This is a genomic window from Nonomuraea soli (genome assembly GCF_013761175.1).
Lineage (GTDB): Bacteria > Actinomycetota > Actinomycetes > Streptosporangiales > Streptosporangiaceae > Nonomuraea > Nonomuraea soli.
Genome location: NZ_JACDUR010000005.1, coordinates 77,110 through 96,872 on the forward strand (window position 1 = coordinate 77,110; position 19,763 = coordinate 96,872).

18 protein-coding genes are annotated in these 19,763 nt (G+C 69.4%); 7 read left to right on the plus strand and 11 right to left on the minus strand.

Translation table 11 applies throughout. From position 1 onward, the window contains the following. Positions 1–11 precede the first annotated feature (11 nt). The 4 genes from HNR30_RS23950 to HNR30_RS23965 form a co-directional block, all read right to left on the minus strand. On the minus strand, positions 12–461 hold the full coding sequence (locus HNR30_RS23950) for a hypothetical protein (RefSeq protein ID WP_181612282.1): 450 nt from the start codon (positions 459–461) through the stop codon (positions 12–14). Then, positions 458–2,119 (minus strand): tetratricopeptide repeat protein, encoded by a 1,662-nt coding sequence (locus HNR30_RS23955; RefSeq protein WP_181612283.1) that lies wholly within the window; start codon positions 2,117–2,119, stop codon positions 458–460. Before HNR30_RS23955 ends, HNR30_RS23950 begins: the two co-directional genes overlap by 4 nt. A 201-nt stretch (positions 2,120–2,320) precedes the next feature. Beyond that, positions 2,321–3,625: a DMT family transporter gene (locus HNR30_RS23960; protein WP_181612284.1), complete on the minus strand. Its 1,305-nt coding sequence runs from the start codon at positions 3,623–3,625 to the stop codon at positions 2,321–2,323. Positions 3,626–3,767: 142 nt separating this feature from the next. Continuing rightward, entirely contained in the window at positions 3,768–4,283 is a 516-nt protein-coding gene (locus tag HNR30_RS23965) for a DinB family protein (protein WP_181612285.1), read from the minus strand. 16 nt (positions 4,284–4,299) lie between these two features. Here HNR30_RS23965 and HNR30_RS23970 point away from each other — a divergent pair, with 16 nt between their 5' ends. After that, positions 4,300–5,214 carry an inositol-3-phosphate synthase gene (locus tag HNR30_RS23970; protein WP_181612286.1) on the plus strand — a complete coding sequence of 305 codons (915 nt, stop codon included), beginning with the start codon at positions 4,300–4,302 and terminating at the stop codon, positions 5,212–5,214. On the opposite strand, the gene HNR30_RS23975 is transcribed toward HNR30_RS23970, so the two are convergent. Together HNR30_RS23975 and HNR30_RS23980 are read right to left on the minus strand one after the other, a co-directional pair. Next, positions 5,192–5,668 (minus strand): GNAT family N-acetyltransferase, encoded by a 477-nt coding sequence (locus tag HNR30_RS23975; protein ID WP_181612287.1) that lies wholly within the window; start codon positions 5,666–5,668, stop codon positions 5,192–5,194. The two genes, HNR30_RS23970 and HNR30_RS23975, sit on opposite strands and share 23 nt — an antisense overlap. Further along, positions 5,665–7,221 carry an NsdA family TPR-like regulatory protein gene (locus HNR30_RS23980; RefSeq protein WP_181612288.1) on the minus strand — a complete coding sequence of 519 codons (1,557 nt, stop codon included), beginning with the start codon at positions 7,219–7,221 and terminating at the stop codon, positions 5,665–5,667. The genes HNR30_RS23975 and HNR30_RS23980 overlap by 4 nt, the downstream gene beginning before the upstream one ends. Positions 7,222–8,140: 919 nt before the next feature. Here HNR30_RS23980 and HNR30_RS23985 point away from each other — a divergent pair. The 4 genes from HNR30_RS23985 to HNR30_RS24000 are packed head-to-tail and all read left to right on the plus strand — an operon-like array spanning position 8,141 to position 11,320. Next, positions 8,141–9,088 carry a mechanosensitive ion channel family protein gene (locus HNR30_RS23985; protein ID WP_181612289.1) on the plus strand — a complete coding sequence of 316 codons (948 nt, stop codon included), beginning with the start codon at positions 8,141–8,143 and terminating at the stop codon, positions 9,086–9,088. Positions 9,089–9,103: 15 nt separating this feature from the next. After that, a complete protein-coding gene (locus tag HNR30_RS23990; protein ID WP_181612290.1) occupies positions 9,104–9,484 on the plus strand; it encodes a globin in 381 nt (126 codons plus the stop codon). Further along, on the plus strand, positions 9,481–10,986 hold the full coding sequence (locus tag HNR30_RS23995) for a glycoside hydrolase family 13 protein (protein WP_181612291.1): 1,506 nt from the start codon (positions 9,481–9,483) through the stop codon (positions 10,984–10,986). The genes HNR30_RS23990 and HNR30_RS23995 overlap by 4 nt, the downstream gene beginning before the upstream one ends. 25 nt (positions 10,987–11,011) lie before the next feature. Next, a complete protein-coding gene (locus HNR30_RS24000; RefSeq protein ID WP_181612292.1) occupies positions 11,012–11,320 on the plus strand; it encodes a peptidase inhibitor family I36 protein in 309 nt (102 codons plus the stop codon). Here HNR30_RS24000 and HNR30_RS24005 read toward each other — a convergent pair. Together HNR30_RS24005 and HNR30_RS24010 are read right to left on the minus strand one after the other, a co-directional pair. Beyond that, positions 11,277–12,521: an MFS transporter gene (locus HNR30_RS24005; RefSeq protein ID WP_181612293.1), complete on the minus strand. Its 1,245-nt coding sequence runs from the start codon at positions 12,519–12,521 to the stop codon at positions 11,277–11,279. The genes HNR30_RS24000 and HNR30_RS24005 overlap by 44 nt on opposite strands. Continuing rightward, positions 12,518–12,925, minus strand: a complete 408-nt coding sequence (locus HNR30_RS24010; RefSeq protein ID WP_181612294.1) for an acyl-CoA thioesterase — start codon at positions 12,923–12,925, stop codon at positions 12,518–12,520. Before HNR30_RS24010 ends, HNR30_RS24005 begins: the two co-directional genes overlap by 4 nt. A gap of 124 nt (positions 12,926–13,049) precedes the next feature. Here HNR30_RS24010 and HNR30_RS24015 point away from each other — a divergent pair, with 124 nt between their 5' ends. Then, positions 13,050–13,700 (plus strand): NAD(P)H-binding protein, encoded by a 651-nt coding sequence (locus HNR30_RS24015; protein WP_181612295.1) that lies wholly within the window; start codon positions 13,050–13,052, stop codon positions 13,698–13,700. 154 nt (positions 13,701–13,854) lie between these two features. On the opposite strand, the gene ettA is transcribed toward HNR30_RS24015, so the two are convergent. Then, on the minus strand, positions 13,855–15,519 hold the full coding sequence (ettA, locus tag HNR30_RS24020; RefSeq protein ID WP_181612296.1) for an energy-dependent translational throttle protein EttA: 1,665 nt from the start codon (positions 15,517–15,519) through the stop codon (positions 13,855–13,857). Between the two features lie 262 nt (positions 15,520–15,781). On the opposite strand from ettA, the gene HNR30_RS24025 reads away from it, so the two are divergent. Further along, positions 15,782–16,255 carry a carboxymuconolactone decarboxylase family protein gene (locus HNR30_RS24025; protein ID WP_181612297.1) on the plus strand — a complete coding sequence of 158 codons (474 nt, stop codon included), beginning with the start codon at positions 15,782–15,784 and terminating at the stop codon, positions 16,253–16,255. A 600-nt stretch (positions 16,256–16,855) separates the two neighbouring features. Here HNR30_RS24025 and HNR30_RS24030 read toward each other — a convergent pair. Beyond that, positions 16,856–18,154, minus strand: coding sequence for a GGDEF domain-containing protein (locus HNR30_RS24030; RefSeq protein ID WP_181612298.1), 1,299 nt, complete (start codon positions 18,152–18,154; stop codon positions 16,856–16,858). A gap of 866 nt (positions 18,155–19,020) precedes the next feature. Continuing rightward, positions 19,021–19,626 (minus strand): single-stranded DNA-binding protein, encoded by a 606-nt coding sequence (locus tag HNR30_RS24035; protein WP_181612299.1) that lies wholly within the window; start codon positions 19,624–19,626, stop codon positions 19,021–19,023. Positions 19,627–19,763: the final 137 nt, after the last annotated feature.

Below are 19,763 nucleotides of genomic sequence, written 5' to 3' on the forward strand. Positions count from 1 at the left end.
GCGGGTGTCCGTCACCGCTGAAGGCTCGCCGCCGTCGCGAACACCATCGGAGGCAGCGCGACCACCGCCAGCATCGCCAGAACCCGCCAGATCGGCCTGACCTGCCGCGCGGTGACGAACGCGCCCACCGCCCCGGCCGCCGCGAAGGCCACACTCGTGCCGATCAGCTCCACCAGGGGCCTCGGCGAGCCCGGCAGGACCACGCCTGCCGCCCGCACGAGCAGCAGGGCGATCGCCGCCACCACCGCGCTCCAGCCGCCGGGACGCACCGCGAAAGCGTCGAGGGCGACCGCCGCCGCGGCCACGAGCGTCACACCCAGCACCACCTGGGCGCCCAGGCTGTACGGCAGGCAGCCGTAGGTCTCGCATCCGATGGCACTCCAGGTCAACCGGCTGGCCAGCCACCACAACACACCGAAGAGCGCCAGGATGCCCGCCGCCCGCGCCAGCCGTACTCTCATCCCCCCATCATGGCGCGCAACGCGACGTCGCGGTTCTGGAGGAAGGCGGGCCTGGGGTCGAGTTCGATCGCCCGGTCGAGGTCGGCCACCGCTCCGGCGTGGTCTCCCTGCTCGTAGCGGAGTATCGCCCGGTTCGCCCAGGCCTCCGCGAGCCGCGGCGCGGCCTCGATCGCCTGGTCGAAGGCGGCCTGGGCGGCGGCGAAGTCGCCCGCGGCGGTCTCCACCTGCCCCAGGACCGCCAGCAGGTGCGGATCGCCCGGAGCCGCGGCCAGCCCGGCGACCACGGTCTCGCGGGCCTCCTCGTCGCGTTCGAGCCCGGCCAGCAGGCCGGCCAGGTTGACGTAGGCGTCGGTGTAGCCGGGGTCGAGCTCGATGACATGGGCCAGGTCCGCGAGGGCCGGCTCGAGGTCGTCCAGCGCGATCCGCGCCTCGGCGCGGTTGTAGTAGGCCTCGGGAAGCGGCGGGCTCAACCGGAGCGCGCTCTCGTAGTCGGCCAGCGCCTCCTCGGGACGGCCGAGCTTCAGCCACAGGTTGCCGCGGTCGACGTAGTGGTCGGGGAAGGCGGGGTCGACGGCGATGGCGGCGCCGTAGTCGTCGAGCGCCTCCTTGGTGTGCCCCCGCGCCGCCAGGAGCTGGGCGCGGTTGGCCAGCAGCACCATGCGGTGCACGGGGTGGCGGCCGCTGAGCGTGGCCGCCAGGTCGAGGGCGGAGTTGACAAGGTCGAGCGCTCTGTCGAGGTGTCCTTCGCGGAACTCGACCAGCGCCAGGCCGTTGCGGTCGAAGCCGAGCTTGAAGGCCCGCTCGGCGGGGTCGGGCAGCAGGGTGGACACGGCGATCGCCTCGTTCAGCCAGCCTCTGGCCCTGCCCAGGTCTCTGCGCCGGGGATCGGGGTCGCGCGCGTCGAGCATCGCCAGGCCGTACGCGCTCGCGGCGTGCATCGCCGGGTCCTGGCTGGTGCGGCGCACCCGCTCCCACAGGTCGGCGGCCCGCTCGCGGTGTCCGAGCCCGCCGAGCGCGGTCGCGGTGCGCTGGGCGAGGTTCCACCACGTGCGGCTGCCGGGCTCGGACCTGGCCAGCCCGCGCTCGCCCAGTTCGGCCACGGCGTGCAGGAAACCCTCCCTGGTGCAGTGGTCGACCGCCTGCCACAACTCTGCGGCGGAGCGCGGGTCGTGAGGCGCGGGCGGGCCCTGCGTCCAGACGTGTACGGCCAGCGTCTCGGGCGGCAGGCGCCGGGCCAGGACGGCGAGCAGTTCGGTGTCGGTGGGGTCGGCCTCGGCGGCGTTGCAGACGGCCAGCACGGAACCGGGCGTCACGGTGGCGCGCACGAATTCGGTCAGGCCGTTGGCGAGCCGGAGGGTGCGGCGGGGCGCGGGCACGAGGATGCGCTCGTCGTCGGGCAGTTCGGCATCGATGGTCTGCCGGATCGCGGGTACCCGGTCACGCAGGCCGGGCGCTGCCGCGCGGATCTCGATGTCGTGGCGCGCCACCAGCTCCGGGGAACGTTCCAATGCCCGTGGGACCAGGTGATCCAGCAGCGCCGATGCGACGGTGTAGGGGCCGCGCAGCGCCCGGTGCCCGTCGATCGGCGGCAGGAGCAGGGGAAGCGGTTCCCAACGAGCAGGTGGCGCGCCCTCGACCCACTGATGCTGTTCGGTCACCCCTTGTGGATGACGCTGGCGGTTCCGGTGAGTTTCGCGGTTCCGGGTTTGCGGACGAGGATTCTCTTCATCCCGCACCTCTCGCACTTGTGGCTGAGACCTCCATTATTCGGACATTTCTACGAATATCAAGATCCATGCGAAACAAGTCCGATAGAGGTAGCGAAAAACCCGAAAGCTTGAGGAGCCGATATCCGTGACTCAGGAGGTGGGAGGCCACACGAAGGACAGTGACCTGTTCGCCTGCGCCTGCCGCGAGACCTGGCAGAGACACCTGCCGACCAGGGTTACGGACCGGCAGCAATCCGGGGTGTCGGGATGCTGGGCACGCACCACGGACGAGGCACGGGCGATCAGCCGGTCGAGGCTGGGCTCCTGGCCGCTCACGCAGTTGAGCACCTGCCACGGGCAGCCCTCGACGTTCGCGCAGGCCACCAGGGTGTGGGAGTGGGCCGGCTCGGGCTCGCCCAGGCGGATCGGATCTTCGCGCCGGCGCCGCAGCTCGGCCAGGACGGCACGGGCACGCAGCGCCGAGGCCAGCAGGTTGGGATCGAGCCCCTTGCCCTGCGATGGCGGCGGTTGCGGGCCTATGGGACGGCGGTAGCCGGGTGGACGTGGCGGTTCCTGCTTGGCGGAGATGGCCAGCACCATCGCGGCGGCGGTGAGACCGCCTCCCAGCAGCAGCGGGCCGTCGACGTGCTCGCCGAACCACAGCACCGAGATGGCCGCCACCCACAACGGCTGCGACGACATCAGTATCGCGGCGGGCACCGCGGGAACGTGGCGCTGGCCGTACGACCTGGCCAGGAAGCCGAGCGCGCACGAGACGACGGACAGGTGGGCCAGGATCAGCCAGTCGCCCGGCCGGTCGGGCGTCTGGATGCCGTCGGGCAGGGCCAGGGCGCCGCTCAGCAGGCCGATGACGGCGAGCTGGATGACGCTGACGGCGTAGGCGTTGAAGCCCTGCCGCTTCTTGACCGACATGCGCCCCAGGACCAGGGTGTGGGCGGCGTAGAGGATCGCGGCCGCGATCGTCGCGCCCAGGGCGACCGGGTAGAGCTTGCCGCTCTCGGCACCGATCAGGGTGAAGCTGGTCAGGCCCGCGAGAGCCAGCGCCACGGCCAGCCAGATGCGGCGCGAGACCTGCACCTTGAAGAGGATCATGCCGAGCAGCGGCGTGAAGATCACGTTGCACCCGACGGCGAAACCGGACACCGAGGAGGACAGTCCGTGCAGGCCCCACGCCTGCGCGTTCTGCCCCACCCCGAACATGAGCCCCAGCAGTGCCCCCTGGATCCAGGTGCTCCGCGAAAGCCCCCGCAGACTGCTCGGCCGGATCAGGAAGAGGGTGAGCGCCGCGATGAGGTAACGCTCGGCCAGCAGATCCTGAAAAGGTAAGCGGTCGATGAGATCGTCCATCAGCGGGAAGGCCGACCCCCAGGCGGCGCTGACGAACAACAGAAGGACAGCTCCCGTGGAGGGTCTGGGAGCGGGCACGACTGCCATGGGGAAAGCATTGCACTCACAATTCGCAGCCGACGCTTCACTACCTGCAGTGCGGAAGGATCCTCTACCACTCAGAGTGAAGGGCCTCACTCAGAGGAAACGCTTAGCCCTCCCACCGCCTTCGCGCGCCCGCCGATTTTGGTCATGCCCCCACGGTTCCATCCACTCTTTCGCGCAAAAGGTCAGCATGTCCGTTATGGCGTGCATATTCACCAATCAGGTGAATGTAAATGAACCTCAGTGAGGCGGCGTTCTCCCCCGCCTGGAAGGTGTCGTCGAGATCGGCGCCGGCGACCGCCGCGTCGCACACCCGCCACTCCTCGAGCAACCCCGCGTAGTCGGCCTCGGCGCGGTCCGGGTCGGTCCCCTGGTAGTCGGCGTCCCAGTTGTCGTCCTGCTTGTGGGCGAACGGGATGTCCTCGCCCAGGAACCGGCGCCTGAACCAGATGCGTTCCACATCGGTCAGGTGGCGCAGCAGCCCGAGGAGCGACATCCCCGACGGCGGCACCGAGCGCTCGGCCAGTTGCTTGCCCGTCAGCCCCGAGCACTTGTGGAGCAGGGTGGCGCGGTGCCAGTCGAGCAGCCCTTGCAGCAGCTCACGCTCGGGCGCGGCCAGGGAGCCTTGGGGACGGGTGACTTCGGGTGCGGTCCAGGTCATCCTAGGATTTTCCCTCATGGTGACGAACGTGGGCATCGCGGGCATCGGTAACTGCGCCTCCTCCCTGGTGCAGGGCGTCTTCCACCACGAGGTCGGAGACGTGCGCTTCACCTCGGCCTTCGACGTGCACGCGGGCAAGGTCGGGCGGGACCTGGCCGAGGCGATCTGGGTGCCGCCGAACAACGCGCGGCGGTTCCGGGAGGTGCCCGCGCTCGGCGTCGAGGTGAGCGCCGGGCCGCTGGCCGACGGGCTGGGAGCCGGATCGGCCGCCCACGTGCCGGTGCGCGAGGACACGCTGGAGGCCGTCGTGGAGCGGCTGCGCGGCACCGGCACCGGGGTCCTGGTCAACTTCCTGCCCTCGGGCAGCCAGCACGGCGCGGAGCTCTACGCGCAGGCCGCCCTGCGGGCCGGGTGTGCCTACGTCAACTGCATGCCCGCCGTCATCGCCCGCTCCCCCTCGTGGGCGCGACGGTTCTCCGACGCGGGCCTGCCGCTCATCGGCGACGACCTGAAGAGCTCCTTCGGCGCCACGCTCGTCCAGCGGGCGCTGGTCGACGCGCTGTCCGCCAACGGGGTACGGCTCGGCGACAGCTACCAGCTGCTGGCCGGCGGCAACATGGACTTCCTCAACCTGGAGGACCCCGCACGCATGGCCGGCAAGAAGGACTCCAAGGCCGCCGGAGCGGGCGCCAAGACCCACGTGGGCGCCTCCTACGTGCCGTTCCTGGAGGACAGGAAGGTGGCCTTCATCCGGCTGGAGGGCGAGGCCTTCGGGGGCAGCCCCGTGGAGATCGAGCTGAAGATGGTCGTGGAGGACTCGCCGAGCGCGGCGGGGAACGTGCTGGAAGCCGTACGGCTCGCCGGAGCGGCCATGGCCGAGGGACGGGGAGGGCCGATGGGCGCTCACCTCATGAAGGCACCGGCGCCCTGAGCCGCTTCTCGCCATAGATCACGACCAGGTCGCCCACCTGGCGCCGCTCGATCTCCCGCCACCCGCTCCGCTCGTACAGCGTGAGCGCGGCATGCTGGTTGAGCGTGGTGTCGCCCCGGACACTGTGGAAGCCGAGTTCGACCGCCCTGCTCTCCAGCGCCAGCAACATCGCCGAGCCCAGGCCGCGGCGCTGGAACTCCGGGTGCACCCGTAGCCGGCACAACTCGGCCACACCCGGATCGACCGGTTTCAGGCCGCCCATGGCGACCACCCGTTTGTCGAGCTCTCCGACCAGGAAGTCACCGCCGGCGGCGATGTAGATCCGGTGGATGAGCGGGAAGTCGTCGTCGTAGTAGACGCCGTCCCCCGGGAAGAGCCCGACCTCCGCCAGGCAGACCTGGTGCAGAGCGAGAATCGTGTCGAGATCGGACCAGCGATAACGCCGGATCTTCATGCATCACCCCCCGGCCGGAGCTGCTGCCGGTAGGCCGCCATCTCCGGACGGTCGCCGTGCCCGGCCTTGACCAGGGCACGCTCCAGCTCGGTGGCCGGACGGATGATGAAGTCGGTCTTGTATTCCGGGGTCAGCTGCTCCAATGCGGCGATACCGAGTTTGAGAGCCTCTTCGGGATCGCCGTCGATGAGCCGGCAGTGGGCGCGGTCCAGCCGGATGAGCGTCTGGTCGAGAATGTGGTCGGAGTACTTGTCGAGCGCCTGCTCCAGCACGACGTCGGCTTCCAGGGTCTGGCCCAGCTTGGTGAGCACGTCGCCCTGGTAGAAGTACAGCTGCTTCTCGGTGTAGCCGAAGGCCACGTCGTGCTGTTCCTGCGTCTTCATGTGGGAGAAGGCCGACCTCGCGCGGGCCAGCGCCCGCTTGGCCTGGTCGACCACTTCCTTCTTGCTGTCGCTGCCCGAGAGCATGGCCAGCGCCCTGGCCTCGACGACCGGCGCCATCGCCTGCGCGGCGCAGGGAGTCTGGCCGGCCAGGTCGCGGCTCTTCTTGGCCAGGTTGAGCGCCTCGCGGGCGTCGCCGTAGTAGAGCGGGACCAGCGCCTCGCGGGCGGTCACCCAGGCGCGGAGAGCCCGGTCGCCGGTCTCGTCGGCGGCCAGGCGGCCGGTGCGGAAGAACGACCTCGCCTGCCGGTGGTCGCCCAGGTTGATCATGATCATGCCGCTCAGCCCCGACAGCTGGGCGGCCATCCGGCACAGCCGCTCCTGCAGGTCGACAGGCTGCCGCTTGGTCATGGCGTTGCGCACCGCGCTCAGCTCCAGGAGCACGTCGCACAGCAGGCGCAGCGGAGGCGTGCTGGTGTACTGCCGGCCGAAGCTGAGCGTCGCCTCCTCCCACTGGTCGAGCATCGCGGGCGAGACCGTGGCGGTCACCAGCGTCTCGTCCATGCGCCGCCGAACGCCCTCGGCGGCACCCAGGACCGGCCCGTCGAGCTGGGTCTTGGGATTGTTGGCCAGAAGCTGTAACAACGTGCGCCGGAGGATGTTCTCGTCCTCGTCGGACTCCTCGTTCGGCATGGAGTTGGCGTTCGGCGGGATCAGCAGATCGCCTCGCATGCTCATGCTGAGCGACGAGGCGCGGTGATCGGCAGGCGGCAGCTCGCCGCGCACCACCCCCGGCATGCGGTGGCCGTGACCGCAGATGCAGGGGCCGTCGTAGCCGAGCGCGCCCGGCTCGACCCGGTACACGGTGCACAGATAGTGGAGGTACTCGGGTCCGGGGCGCTTCAGGCCGCTCTCGTAGGCCGACAGCAACGTCTCGCCGATGCCGGGGACGGGCTTCTCGTCACGCTCGAAGAGTGCGCGAACCTGCTCGATGACATCGGCCAGCGCGATGCCGTACGAGAGACGGTGAGCCTTGATCTTGGTCGTGCCGAACTGCGGGTTGCACGTCTCGTAGATCTCGTCTGCGGTCTGGGCCGACGAGCGACCGGCGGCCAGACCCTTGGCTCGGATCCGCCGGGCGATCTCGGTCTCCCTGTGCTGCCTGCCGGACATTCACCGGCCCCTTCCACACGTTGACGCAACGTAGCGATTGTGTTGCGGTGCGCCTATAGAAGCACTATGGACCATTGAGGACAGGTTGAAAACGCCTACGCCCAGCCTACGGTTAAGGATCGTCCTCCCGCGGACTGTTTCTTACAACCCACGAGGGAGAAGGGGACTCCTTGTGTGCAGGTTGTACTCGTTGCGTCACTCGAATTCTTCAGTCACATTGAGCCCACCAGCAAGGATTCAAGCAGTGGGGAGGAAACGAGGTGGGTGACGACAACCTCGGGCACCTGGAGCGCTTGGTGTCAGAACTCGGTGCTCGGGGATTGCTCGCGCGAGTGGTCCGGTCCCAATCCGGCCGAGCCTTCGTACGGGTGATCAATCCAAATGCGACAAGCCTGACCGAGAGTGTCACCTGCCGGCAGGCGTCCAAGCCAGAACTGTCCGACTGGTGGTACTGCTGGTCCTGGGGCGAGCGGATGCACCAGGCCGATGATCCAGCAGGAGCAGCGACGAAAGTCGCCCGAGTGCTAGCCGCCGTGGGCGAGTGAACGAGGCGGTGAACCTGGTGGAGCGCAGCCACCACGGCTCACCGCCCCCACAGCGGCCTCACGGAGCCGGCGAGCTGACCGGTGCGGAGAATCCCCCCTTGGATTCTGGTCGGCTCGCCGGCTCCCCGCCAACTTCGCAAGCGGGGATCCGCAGAGGATCCCGAACGGAAACGGCACGGGACACGCTTCCGGGTGTGTGTCCCGGCCGAGCCGTACGTCACCGGAGCGTGACGGGCCCTCCCTCCGCGGCCCAGGGCCCTCGCGACCCCGTCTTCCCCGGCGTGATGTGACGGCGGCCGGTTCGGTCGGCAGAGTCTGTATGGTCGTAATTCCGTACATCTGCCGACCGAACCGCTTCCGGAGGACTTCCCCTCGTGTTCCTGCAAGCGCCCGCCACTGACGCCATCGCCAACGTGTGCACCCAGGACACCGTGATCTGTGCCCCCATCGCCGAACTGCTCAACAACGTCGGCGCGTCCGCCTGGGCACCGCTCATCGCCAGCGCGATCACCATCCTCGTCATCGTGATCATCGCCTTCATCGCGAGAAACCTGGTGCACCGGCTCATCAAGCGCGTGGTCGGCCGCGCGGCCAGCGGCCCGATGACCAGCCGATGGCGCAAGACCGCGGGAGCCACCGAGGGCATCGACGCCCTCCTGCACGAACGGCGCAAGCAGCGGGCCGAGACGATCGGCTCCGTACTCGGGCACGTCGCCACGATCGTCATCCTCGGCACCGCGGTCCTGACGGTCATGGAGCGCCTGACCATCCCCATCGCCCCCCTGCTCACCAGCGTCGGCATCGTCGGCGTCGCGCTCGGCTTCGGCGCGCAGGAACTGGTCAAGGACTTCATCGCCGGCATGTTCATGCTGCTGGAGGACCAGTACGGCGTGGGCGACGTCGTCGACGTGGGCACCGCGGTGGGCACCGTCGAGGCCGTGACCCTGCGCATCACCCGCCTGCGCGACGCCGACGGGCGGGTCTGGTACGTGCGCAACGGCACCATCGCCCGGGTCGGCAACGAATCGCAGGGCTGGTCACGCGCCTACCTCGACGTCCCCGTGGCCTACACGTCCGAGATCACCACCGTCAAGGAGGTGCTCGAGCAGGTGGCCGACCAGCTGTGGGACGACGGCGCCTACCGGGAGAAGGTCATCGTCGACAGGCCCGACGTCTTCGGCGTCGAGCAGATGTCCGACAGCTCTCTCGTCTTCCGCATCTCGGTGAAAACCCTCCCCTCCCAGCAGGCGGCGGTGGCCCGGGAGTTGCGCCTGCGGGTAAAGTCCGCCCTGGACGAGGCGGGAATAGCCCTGGCCGCCTAGGCATTGGAATTCAACGTGAGTGAGCCCACCTTCTACGACGCCGTCGGCGGTGAGGAGACGTTCAAGCGTCTCGTCCACCGCTTCTACGAGGGCGTCGCCGAAGACCCCCTGCTGCGCCCCATGTATCCCGAGGCGGATCTGACCGGAGCCGAGGAGCGGCTGCGGTTGTTCCTGATGCAGTACTGGGGCGGCCCTGGCACCTACAGCCAGGAGCGCGGGCACCCGCGGCTGCGCATGCGCCACGCGCCCTTCGTCGTCGACGACGCGGCGCGCGATGCGTGGTTGCGGCACATGCACGATGCGGTGCAGTCCTTGGAGCTTCCGCAGGAGCTCGAAACCCGGCTTTGGGACTATTTGGTTTATGCCGCCCACAGCCTGGTCAATTCACATGGATGAGCATCCCCTGGTGGCGTGACGCCGTCGTTTATGAGATCTATGTCCGGAGTTTCGCCGACGCCTCAGGAGACGGCGTCGGCGACCTGGCGGGCATCCGCCGCCGCCTGCCGTACCTGGCCGAGCTGGGCGTCGACGCCATCTGGCTGACGCCCTTCTACCCCTCGCCCATGAACGACGGCGGCTACGACGTGGCCGACTACCGTGACGTGGACCCGCTCTTCGGCTCCCTCGACGACTTCTCCGGCCTGGTCGCCGACGCGCACGCGCACGGGCTGCGGGTCATCGTCGACATCGTGCCCAACCACTCCTCCTCCGACCACGCGTGGTTCCAGGAGGCATTGCGTGGCGTCGGCCGCGACCGCTACGTCTTCCGCGACGAGCCGAACAACTGGCAGTCGACCTTCGGCGGGCCCGCCTGGACCCAGCTGGACGACGGGCAGTGGTATCTGCACCTGTTCGCCCCCTCGCAGCCGGACTTCAACTGGCGCAACCCGGTCGTGCACGAGGAGTTCCTGTCGATCCTGAAGTTCTGGCTCGACCTCGGCGTCGACGGCTTCCGCATCGACGTCGCGATGGGCCTGTACAAGGCGGAGGGCTTCCCCGACGTCGAGGACCAGTCGTTCATGTCGGTCTCGCCCATCTGGGGTCAGGCGGAGGTGCACGAGGTCTACCGCGAGTGGCGCAAGGTCCTCGACGGCTATCCCGGCGAGCGCATGGCCGTGGGCGAGGTCTGGACCGACGACCCGGCCGACCTGGCCCGCTACGTGCGCCCCGACGAGCTGCACCAGAGCTTCAACTTCGCCTGGCTGCAGGCACCCTGGTCACCGACGGCCTTCCGCACGGTCATCGACGACACCCTGGCCACGGTGCCGTTCGCCACGTGGGTGCTGTCGAACCACGACGTCGTACGGCACCGCACACGCTACGGCGCCGAGGAGCCGGGCGCCGGCCTGCCGCGCGCCAAGGCGGCCCTGCTGACCATGCTCGCCCTGCCCGGCTCCGCCTACCTCTACCAGGGGGAGGAACTCGGCCTTCCCGAGGTCACCGACATTCCCGATGAGGATCGCCAGGACCCCATCTTCTTCCAGTCGAAAGGGACCCTGCCGGGACGCGACGGGTGCCGGGTGCCCATCCCGTGGGCCGCCACCGGCGCCTCCCACGGCTTCTCCCCCGAAGGCGTCAAGCCCTGGCTTCCGCAACCCTCCGTGTTCGCCGACCTCAGCGTCGAGGCGCAGGAAGGCGACGAGGAGTCGACGCTCGCCTTCTACCGGCGGGCGCTCGCCCGCCGCCGTGACCTGCTGAAAGAGCTCCCTTACAACCTGGAGTGGCTGGATTCTCCCGAGGGTGCGCTTTTCTTCACCCGCGGGTCGCTGATCTGCGCGATCAACTGTGGCCTCGAGCCCGTACGGCTGCCGCCGCACACGTCGGTGACGCTGGCGAGCGGACCTCTGGAGGGCGACCTGCTTCCTCCCGACACGGCGGTCTGGTTGCACGCTGAGTAGTCGTCGGCGGGCTTAGGGTGAAGGCGTGCTGCCACTCGTCACCCTGCTGCTGTCCCTGGCCGGTCCCTGCGCGTGCACTCCGGGCGAGTTGTGCACCTGGAAGGGGACCGGCTACACCGGCTCCCACATCGAGGCGCCGCAGCCCGGCGACGTCGCCCGGTCGATCATGAACAAGAGCGTCGACCCTGCCGAATTCTCCGGCACCGTCATCCTTGCCGACGGCACGACCCGGTCGCGCACCTTCTGCCTCAACCCCGGCGAAGGCCAGTCCGACACCGGCGAGTTCACGATCACCCGCGTCGCCGTACGCTCCGCTCCGTGCTCACTGGTATGACCGGCACCGAGACCAGCGCGCACAACAACCCCGCCACGAAACCCGCCTCGAACCCCCACCGGGCGATCGCCATCCCCGCCACGGGCACGGTCACCAGGGCCACCACGTTCTGGACGGTGTTGTGCAGGCCCAGCACCCGCCCGCCCCACCCGGCGCCGGCCAGCTCCCCCGCGGCCAGATAGGCCAGCCCGTTGCCCGCCACGGTGATCACCGAGGCCACCGCCACCGCGGGCGGGCCCCCGCCCACCACGAGCACCGCCAGCACCGCCGCCGAGGTCCAGGTCAGGACCCGCAACGGGGACATGCGCAGGCTCGTGCGATCCGACCAGCGGCCGACCGCGATCCTGATCACCACTCCCCCGATCGCCGCCACGCCGAACAGCTGACCGGCGCTCACGCCGCTCCAGCCGTACTCCCCTGCCAGGAACGCCACGCCGTACGTGCCGACGATCACCTGCGGCACCACCTGCAGGGCGCTCGTCGCGTGCACCCGCCACAACGCCGGCTGCCCGTACGGCGAGGCGGCCGCCGGCTGCCTCGCCTGCGCGACGGCGGCCGGAGGTTCGCGCATGAGGACCGCCGCGAGCACGGCGGCCAGCAGGCTGGCGGCGGCGCAGGTCAGCAGGACGCCCGCGATGCCGTGGCGCTCGCAGATCGGGGGCAGGACGAAGGCGGCCAGCGCCATGCCGAGGGTGTAGGAGATCTGGCGCAGGCCCATCGCCACGCCGCGTTCGCGCGGCTCGAACCAGCGCAACACGATGCGCCCCCCGCTCACCATCGCCGCCGCACCCGCCGCCCCGGCCAGAGCCAGCAGGAGGATCACCCAGCCGACCGTCCCTGACGCGCCGGCGCCTGACGTCCCATCCCCAGATCCACCGAGCCCTGGCCCGCCGAACCCCGGCCCACCGAGGCCCGGCCCGCCGTTGGCGGCCACCAGGCCGGCCACCGCGAGAAGCACGGCCGCCAGCCCCACCCCGAGCCCGAGGATCAGCCGCTCCCCGCGCCGGTCCGCCAGCGCCCCCCACGGCACCAGCGCCACCAGGATCCCGAGCCCTGGAGCGTTCCCGATCAGCCCCGCGACAGGCAGCGACACCTCGAAGTGCCGCTGCAGATCAGGCATCACCAGAGGTAACCCGAACAGCCCGAGGGTGACGCTCGTGTGCGCGTTCACCCCGATGGCGAGCATCAGCCAGCGTTTCATTCCACGTGGTAACGCTTCAGATAGGACAGCTCCGCCGCGCTCAGCCGCCGCGGCGCCTGCCGCTCCACGTCGTAGGAGACCAGCACCGAGGTCGCCCGGACGAACACCTCGGCGTCGTCCCTCACCTCGTACTCCAGGGCGAACCGCACCGCCCTGATCTCGCTCACCCACGACTCCACGCGCACCGGGTACGGGCGGAAGGTGAGCGGCCGCAGGTAGTCGATCTCGTGCCGGGCCACGACCAGGCCCTCGAACGGCGCCTCGCCCTCGTGGTGGGGGTCGATGTGGAACATCGCCATCCTGGCGTCCTCGAGGTAGTCGAAGAAGCGCACGTTGTTCACATGCCCCAGGGAGTCGATGTCGGCGAAACGCACCATCCGGGGGAAGACGTGCCGCTGCTTCATAGATCCTTCAACCACCCGGCCACGCTACCGGCCCCACGGGCCCGGCCCGCAGGGTGCCCCTCCTCGACACAGTGAGAGACTGAATCGTCACGTAGTGAACTCAATCGGCAGGTGGGGGAACATCATGAAAGTCTTCCTGATCGGCTCCGCGGGAGGCGTCGGCCGGCGGCTGGCCAAGCTGCTCACCGACGGCGGCGACCAGGTGACCGGCATGACCCGCAACCCCGCCCAGGCCGATACGGTGGCCGCCACCGGCGCGACCCCGCTCGCGGGCGACCTCATCGACGACTCGACCGACGCCCTGGCCGCCAAGCTCGCCGGCCACGACGCCGTCGTCTTCTCCGCCGGCGCCCACGGCACCGGCATGGACAGGACCACCCTGATCGACGGCAAGGGCCTGGAGAAGGCCGCAGACGCCGCCGCCCTGGCCGGGGTGCCGAGGTTCGTCCTGGTGTCGGTGTTCCCGGACGCCGGACGCGGCCGGGAGGTCAACGAGGGGTTCGAGCACTACATGCGGGTGAAGAAGACCGCCGACGTGTATCTGACGGGGACCGGCCTCGACTGGCTCATCGTCCGTCCCGGCACGCTGCTCGACCAGCCCGGCACCGGGCGGGTGACGGCGGGCGTCGCGATCGAGTACGGCGACGTGCCCCGGGACGACGTGGCCGGCTTCATCGCGGCGGCTCTGCACGAGCGGGCACTCAGCCGGGTCATCGTGGAGCTGACCGCAGGCGACACGCCCATCGCGGACGCCGTCAAACGAGCCCGCCCCTAGGCCCTCTGGACGGCCTCGCGATTTCCACCCGGCCCGTCAGCCCGTCGAGCCGTCCATCGAGATCCTCACTCACCGGCGCACCAAAGACGCCGGACGGGCGCCTCCCGAACCCAGGAGACGCCCGTCCACGAACCAGTCGGCGAGTGGTAGTCGCCTAGTCGCGGGTGAGCTTCCGGTACGTGACCGCGTGCGGTCGCGCGGCCTCGGCTCCCAGCCGCTCGATCTTGTTCTTCTCGTAGTCGGCGAAGTTCCCCTCGAACCAGAACCAGCTCGACCCTTCCTCCCAGGCCAGGATGTGGGTCGCGATGCGGTCGAGGAACCACCGGTCGTGCGAGGTGATGACAGCGCAGCCCGGGAAGTCGAGCAGCGCGTTCTCCAGCGACGACAACGTCTCGGTGTCGAGGTCGTTGGTCGGCTCGTCGAGCAGCAGAACGTTGCCGCCCTGCTTGAGCGTGAGCGCCAGGTTCAGGCGGTTGCGCTCACCACCGGACAGCACCCCCGCCTTCTTCTGCTGGTCGGGCCCCTTGAAGCCGAACGCCGCGATGTACGCACGCGAGGGCATCTCGACGTGGCCCACCTTGATGTGGTCGAGCCCGTCGGAGACGACCTCCCACACGTTCTTGTTGGGGTCGATGCCGGCGCGCGACTGGTCGACGTAGGAGATCTGCACGGTCTCGCCGACGGTGATCGCGCCGCTGTCGGGCGTCTCGTTGCCGGTGATCATGCGGAACAGCGTCGTCTTACCGACACCGTTGGGGCCGATGATGCCGACGATGCCGTTGCGCGGCAGGTCGAAGCTGAGGTTCTCGATCAGGAGCCGGTCGGCGAAGCCCTTGGTGAGGTTCTCCGACCTGATCACGGTCGTGCCCAGACGCGGGCCCGGCGGAATCTGGATCTCTTCGAAGTCGAGCTTGCGGAACTTGTCGGCCTCCGCGGCCATCTCCTCGTAACGCTGCAGACGCGCCTTGCTCTTGGTCTGCCTGGCCTTCGGGTTGGACCTGACCCACTCGAGCTCGTCCTCGAGGCGCTTCTTGCGCTTGACGTCCTTCTGGCCCTCGACCTTCAGACGGGCGGCCTTCTTCTCCAGGTAGGTGGAGTAGTTGCCCTCGTACGGGTAGCACCGGCCGCGGTCGAGCTCGAGAATCCAGGTCGCGACGTTGTCGAGGAAGTAGCGGTCGTGGGTGACGGCCAGGACAGTGCCCGGGTACTTCTCGAGGTGCTGCTCCAGCCAGTTGACACTCTCGGCGTCGAGGTGGTTGGTGGGCTCGTCGAGCAACAGCAGGTCGGGCTGCTCCAGCAGCAGCTTGCACAGCGCCACGCGGCGGCGCTCACCACCGGACAGCTTCGTCACCGGCTCGTCGGGCGGCGGGCAGCGCAGGGCGTCCATCGCCTGCTCCAGCTGGCTGTCGAGGTCCCACGCGTTGCGGTGGTCCAGGACATCCTGGAGCTTGCCCATCTCCTCCAGCAGCGCGTCGCTGTAGTCGGTGGCCATGAGCTCGGCGATCTCGTTGAAGCGCGCCAGCTTCTCCATCGTGTCGGCCACGCCCTCCTGGACGTTGCCGAGGACGGTCTTCTCCTCGTTGAGCGGCGGCTCCTGCTGCAACATACCCACCGTGAAGCCCGGCATCAGCCGCGCATCACCATTGGACGGCTGCTCCAGACCGGCCATCATCCGGAGCAGCGTCGACTTGCCCGTGCCGTTCGGACCCAGCACACCGATCTTGGCGCCCGGCAGGAACGACAGCGTGACATCGTCAAGGACAACCTTGTCGCCGTGCGCCTTGCGCACGCGCTGCAACGTGTAGATGTACTCCGGCATGACATCTAGCTTAGGGCCTTCCGGGGACCCGCCCGTGCGCAGCGACCCTTACCACCGCGGCCCATCCGGCTTCCCGCCGTACGGCACACGCCGGACAACCCGGCGGCGCCCCCTTACCCACCAGGTCCCGCGCGGTACCGCCTGCGCTGGTCCTCCGCCGTGCTTCGCGGGGAGACGCAGGTCACATCGCCCCGTTGTCACACTTCCTCAGGCCGTCCCGTCCTATGCGTGTATCCGCGAAACACCAAGCAAGGAGCACACCATGGAAGCCCGCCTGAACCTCTTCGAGAACGCCGTCACCGCCAAGGTTCTCAAGCACGTCGTCGCGGCGACCAAGGCGGTCGCGGACTCGACGTTGCCGCACTCGACGGCGGAACTGGTGAAGATCCGCGCCAGCCAGATCAACGGCTGCGGCTTCTGCACCGACATGCACACCAAGGACGCCGCCGCGGCCGGGGAAACCTCGACGCGCATCAACCTGGTCGCCGCCTGGCGTGAGGCCACCGTGTTCACCGACGCGGAGCGCGCCGCCCTCGAACTGGCCGAGCAGGGCACCCGCATCGCCGACGCTGCGGGCGGCGTCACCGACGAGGCCTGGGAGAACGCCGCCAAGCACTTCGACCAGGAGCAGCTCGCGGCGCTGGTGTCGATCATCTCGCTGATCAACGCCTTCAACCGCGCCAACGTCCTCGTCCAGCAGCCCGCCGGCAACTACCAGCCGGGCATGTTCGGCTGATATCACGGGGGCGGAGCGGTGGGCCCGTGAATCCACGGGTCCACACCGCCCCTCGTGCCAGGCTCACACCGCCCCTCGTGCCAGGCTCACCGCGTCTCGCGCCGAGCCCACACCACTCCTCGCGCCGGGCCCACACCGCGTCTCATGCCGGGGCCACCGTGTCTTGTGCCGGGGCCACCGCGCCTCGTGTGGGACCCACACCGCCCCTCGCGCCGGACCCACCGCGCCTCGTGCCGGGCCCACACCGGCTCGCGCGCCCGGCCCACCCTGCCTCCGCTCGCACCTCGCTCCGGGCTCACCGAACCCCACTTCGCGCCTCGGGCCACCCAAACCCCGCTCCGCACCTCGGGCCACCCAAACCCCGCTCCGCACCTCGGGCCACCCAAACCCCGCTCCGCACCTCGGGCCACCCGAACCCTGCGCCTCGCTTCGCCCCCGAACCCCGCTCCGCGCCTCGCACCCGGGCCCCGCTCCGCGCCTCGCTTCGCACCTGAGCCCCGCTCCGCGCCTCGCCCCGGCCCCCAATCCCTGCCGCGCGCCGGACTCACGCCCCACCTCCCCCTGAGAAATGGACCGCCTCCAGCGCAGGGAGGCGGTTGCCTAGGGCTGGGGCTCCGGCGTCGGTTCCGGTCTGGGCGGGCGCTGCACCGGGGCGGGCAGGCAGATGCGGTCGCGTCCCAGTTCCTTGGCCCGGTAGAGCGCCAGGTCTGCAGCCGCGAGCAATTCGATGAGATCGTCTCCGTGCAGGCTCATCACCGCCACCCCAGCCGAGATCGTCACCGTGATCAACGCGTCGTCGGCGGCGATCGCCATCCGCCCGACCCGGCTGCGCAACCGCTCCGCCACCCGTCGCGCTTCGGCCACGTCGGCGCGCGGCAGCAGGACGACGAACTCCTCGCCACCGAACCGCCCGACCACGTCGTAGTCACGCAGCTGGGTGCGCAACGTGGCAGCCACTCCAGCCAGCACTTGATCTCCGACCAGGTGACCGTACGTGTCGTTGACCCGCTTGAAGTGGTCGATGTCGATGATCAGCAGCGCCAGGGTCTCCCCCGTACGGCGGGCACGCACGATCTCCGTGTCGGCCTCCCGCTGCCAGGCGGCCGCGTTCAGCAGGCCGGTCTTGGCATCGGTGCGCGCCGCCGCCTGGAGCTGGGCGTGCAGCAGGCTCCGCTGCAGAAGCACCACCGGAGGGAGCGTCAGAAGCAGCAGCGCCAGGTTGATCCCACACGCGATGGCGACGATGACCCCCAGGCAGAGCTCCACCACGTCGAGCAGGAGGCTCTCCCGGTCCCACAGGACATCGCGCCACCGGGTGTCGGGGTCGGCGGTGTGCGCCGCGACCGCGATCAGTGCGGTGTTCAGCACCGCGAACAGGGCCGCGCACCCCACCGCCAGCAGGATCGGCCCGCCCAAGCCCAGCCACAGCACCGACACGTCGGGCACCAGCGAATGGAAGACCACCGACGCCGTGCACCCGGCCAGCCCGATGGCCGCCGAACTGAACACCCGCCGGTACAACACCGTGGCCCGCACCCGCCACTGCAGGAGAATCTGCAGCAGGATCGGCGCGAACAGCGCATAGACCGGCGGCAGGAGCAACGCCACCGGCAACCACCAAGCGGACAACAGGTCTCGCGACACACCCGCCGGCATGCCCAGGCGACGCGTCGCCTCGATGCACACCGCGCCGCAGCCCATCAGGGCGGCGAAAGTCAAAAGTTGTGGCAACAGAAACTCGGTTTGAGCCACAAACGCCACGATGGCCACGAGATCGAGGGTTACGATCCCACACAGGTAGACGACGAGAGCCTGGCGCTGTCCCAGCAACGGCCAGCGGCCGACCAGGTCTGACACACCGTCACGAGGCTTGACCGAGGTGTGACTGGACGCCGCCATCTCGCCTCCTCTCTGCCTAACGATGTGTAACACAATAGTTGCGGAGTGTGCGTCGCGCGACGGGAACCGCTACCTTTGGCAACGTGGACGCACTCTTCGTGTCGCCACCTTGGGGTACCGCTCACTCCGCGAGCGGGCCGTGCAGGAAAGGAGCAGCCATGGTGCGGGGCGTGACCTGGACCTGACAGGTGCTCTAGCCATCAGGCACGGACCATGCCATCGGCCGGCCACTCGCTGACATCGAGATTTTTCGCTCGCTGACATCGGGATCGATCGACCGGTGCCCCCTCCTCTCACCATCCCGCCGGATTGCCCTCGGTTGAGGATTCCCTCCTTTCCTCCCGCGTGGGCTTCGCCGTGCCTTTGAACGGTTGGCTGGTTGTTGTCAGGGTTCGTCGCGCCTTGTGGACTGGCCTGGCTTTGTCGCCGAACTCGTCTTTGCGCCTCCTGGCTCTTCGCTGGCCTCGCCTAGTCGCCTGTTAGCTTGCGATTGTTGGCTTGCTGGCTTGCCGACCTGTTGGCTTACCGGCCTGCTGGCTTGCTGGCTGGCCGTTTCGTTGAATGGCTTCTCCCAGTGCTGCGTTGGCGGGACTCGCCTCGTCGTCACCGCTCGCGACATGGCAAACCCAGGGGTCGAGAAGCGAGGCCAGGACGAATCCGCCCGAGGATGGGGCGGGGTATGACGTTCCCACTCGGCGCCGGTCGCGGCTATGCGTGCGAACCTTCCGGCCGCGGGGCTTGGGCGTAGTGCTCGACACCGCGCCCAGGTGAAGAGCATGATGCGCCAGTTCTGCGGCCGTAGGTCCGGGCGATGGCCTGGCCAAGCCGTAGGAGCTTGGCCAGGAGCCAGAGCTTGCGTAGGTGCGTTAGGCGGCGCGGGATTCGGTGGTCCACGACGAGGCGTCCGCGTCGGCGTCGGCCGACTCCTCGGCCTCGGCGGCGGTGAGGACGTGGACGGTGGTTTCCTCGGACAGTTCGCCGAGGACCCGGATGGCGGCGTCGGGGTCGGGGAGGCCGGGGCGGCTGTAGCGGCCTGCTGCCATGGCCCAGTCCTGGGTGTCGTGGTCGAGTTGCTCGCGGGCCTCACGGCTGAGGGAGGAGCCGGTGCCGACGCGCTCGGGTTTGGAGAAGGCGCCGAGGCCGTAGCGGAGGTCGTGGCCGATGGAGGAGGCTTCGATCTCCGGCATGAAGCGGCGCTCACCCTCGGGGCCGAACTCTCTGATGCGGAGTTTGCCGGAGACCATGAGCGGGTGGCCGACCTTGACCGACTGGGCGACGTTGTCGGCGAGGGTGCGCCAGCAGCGAATGGCGAAGTAGACGGTTTCGCCGTCGGTCCAGGTCTGGTTGCGGCGGTCGAACTGGCGAGGGGTGACGGCCAGGCGCAAAGATGTGACCCGTGAGCCGTCGTCGAAGACGTGTTGCCGCGGCTCGGCGGCGACGTTTCCGTGCAGCGTGATGTAGATGTCGTTCATCGATCGTGCCTCCCACGTGGCGGGCCGGCTGCCCGCGAACCGGGGGTAGGTTCTCGCGCGGGGTGGGGGTGGGAAGGGACCGAACGCGGCTCTGTGGACAACGGCCGGTTCGGGCGCCTAGCGGTGCCGTACTGGGC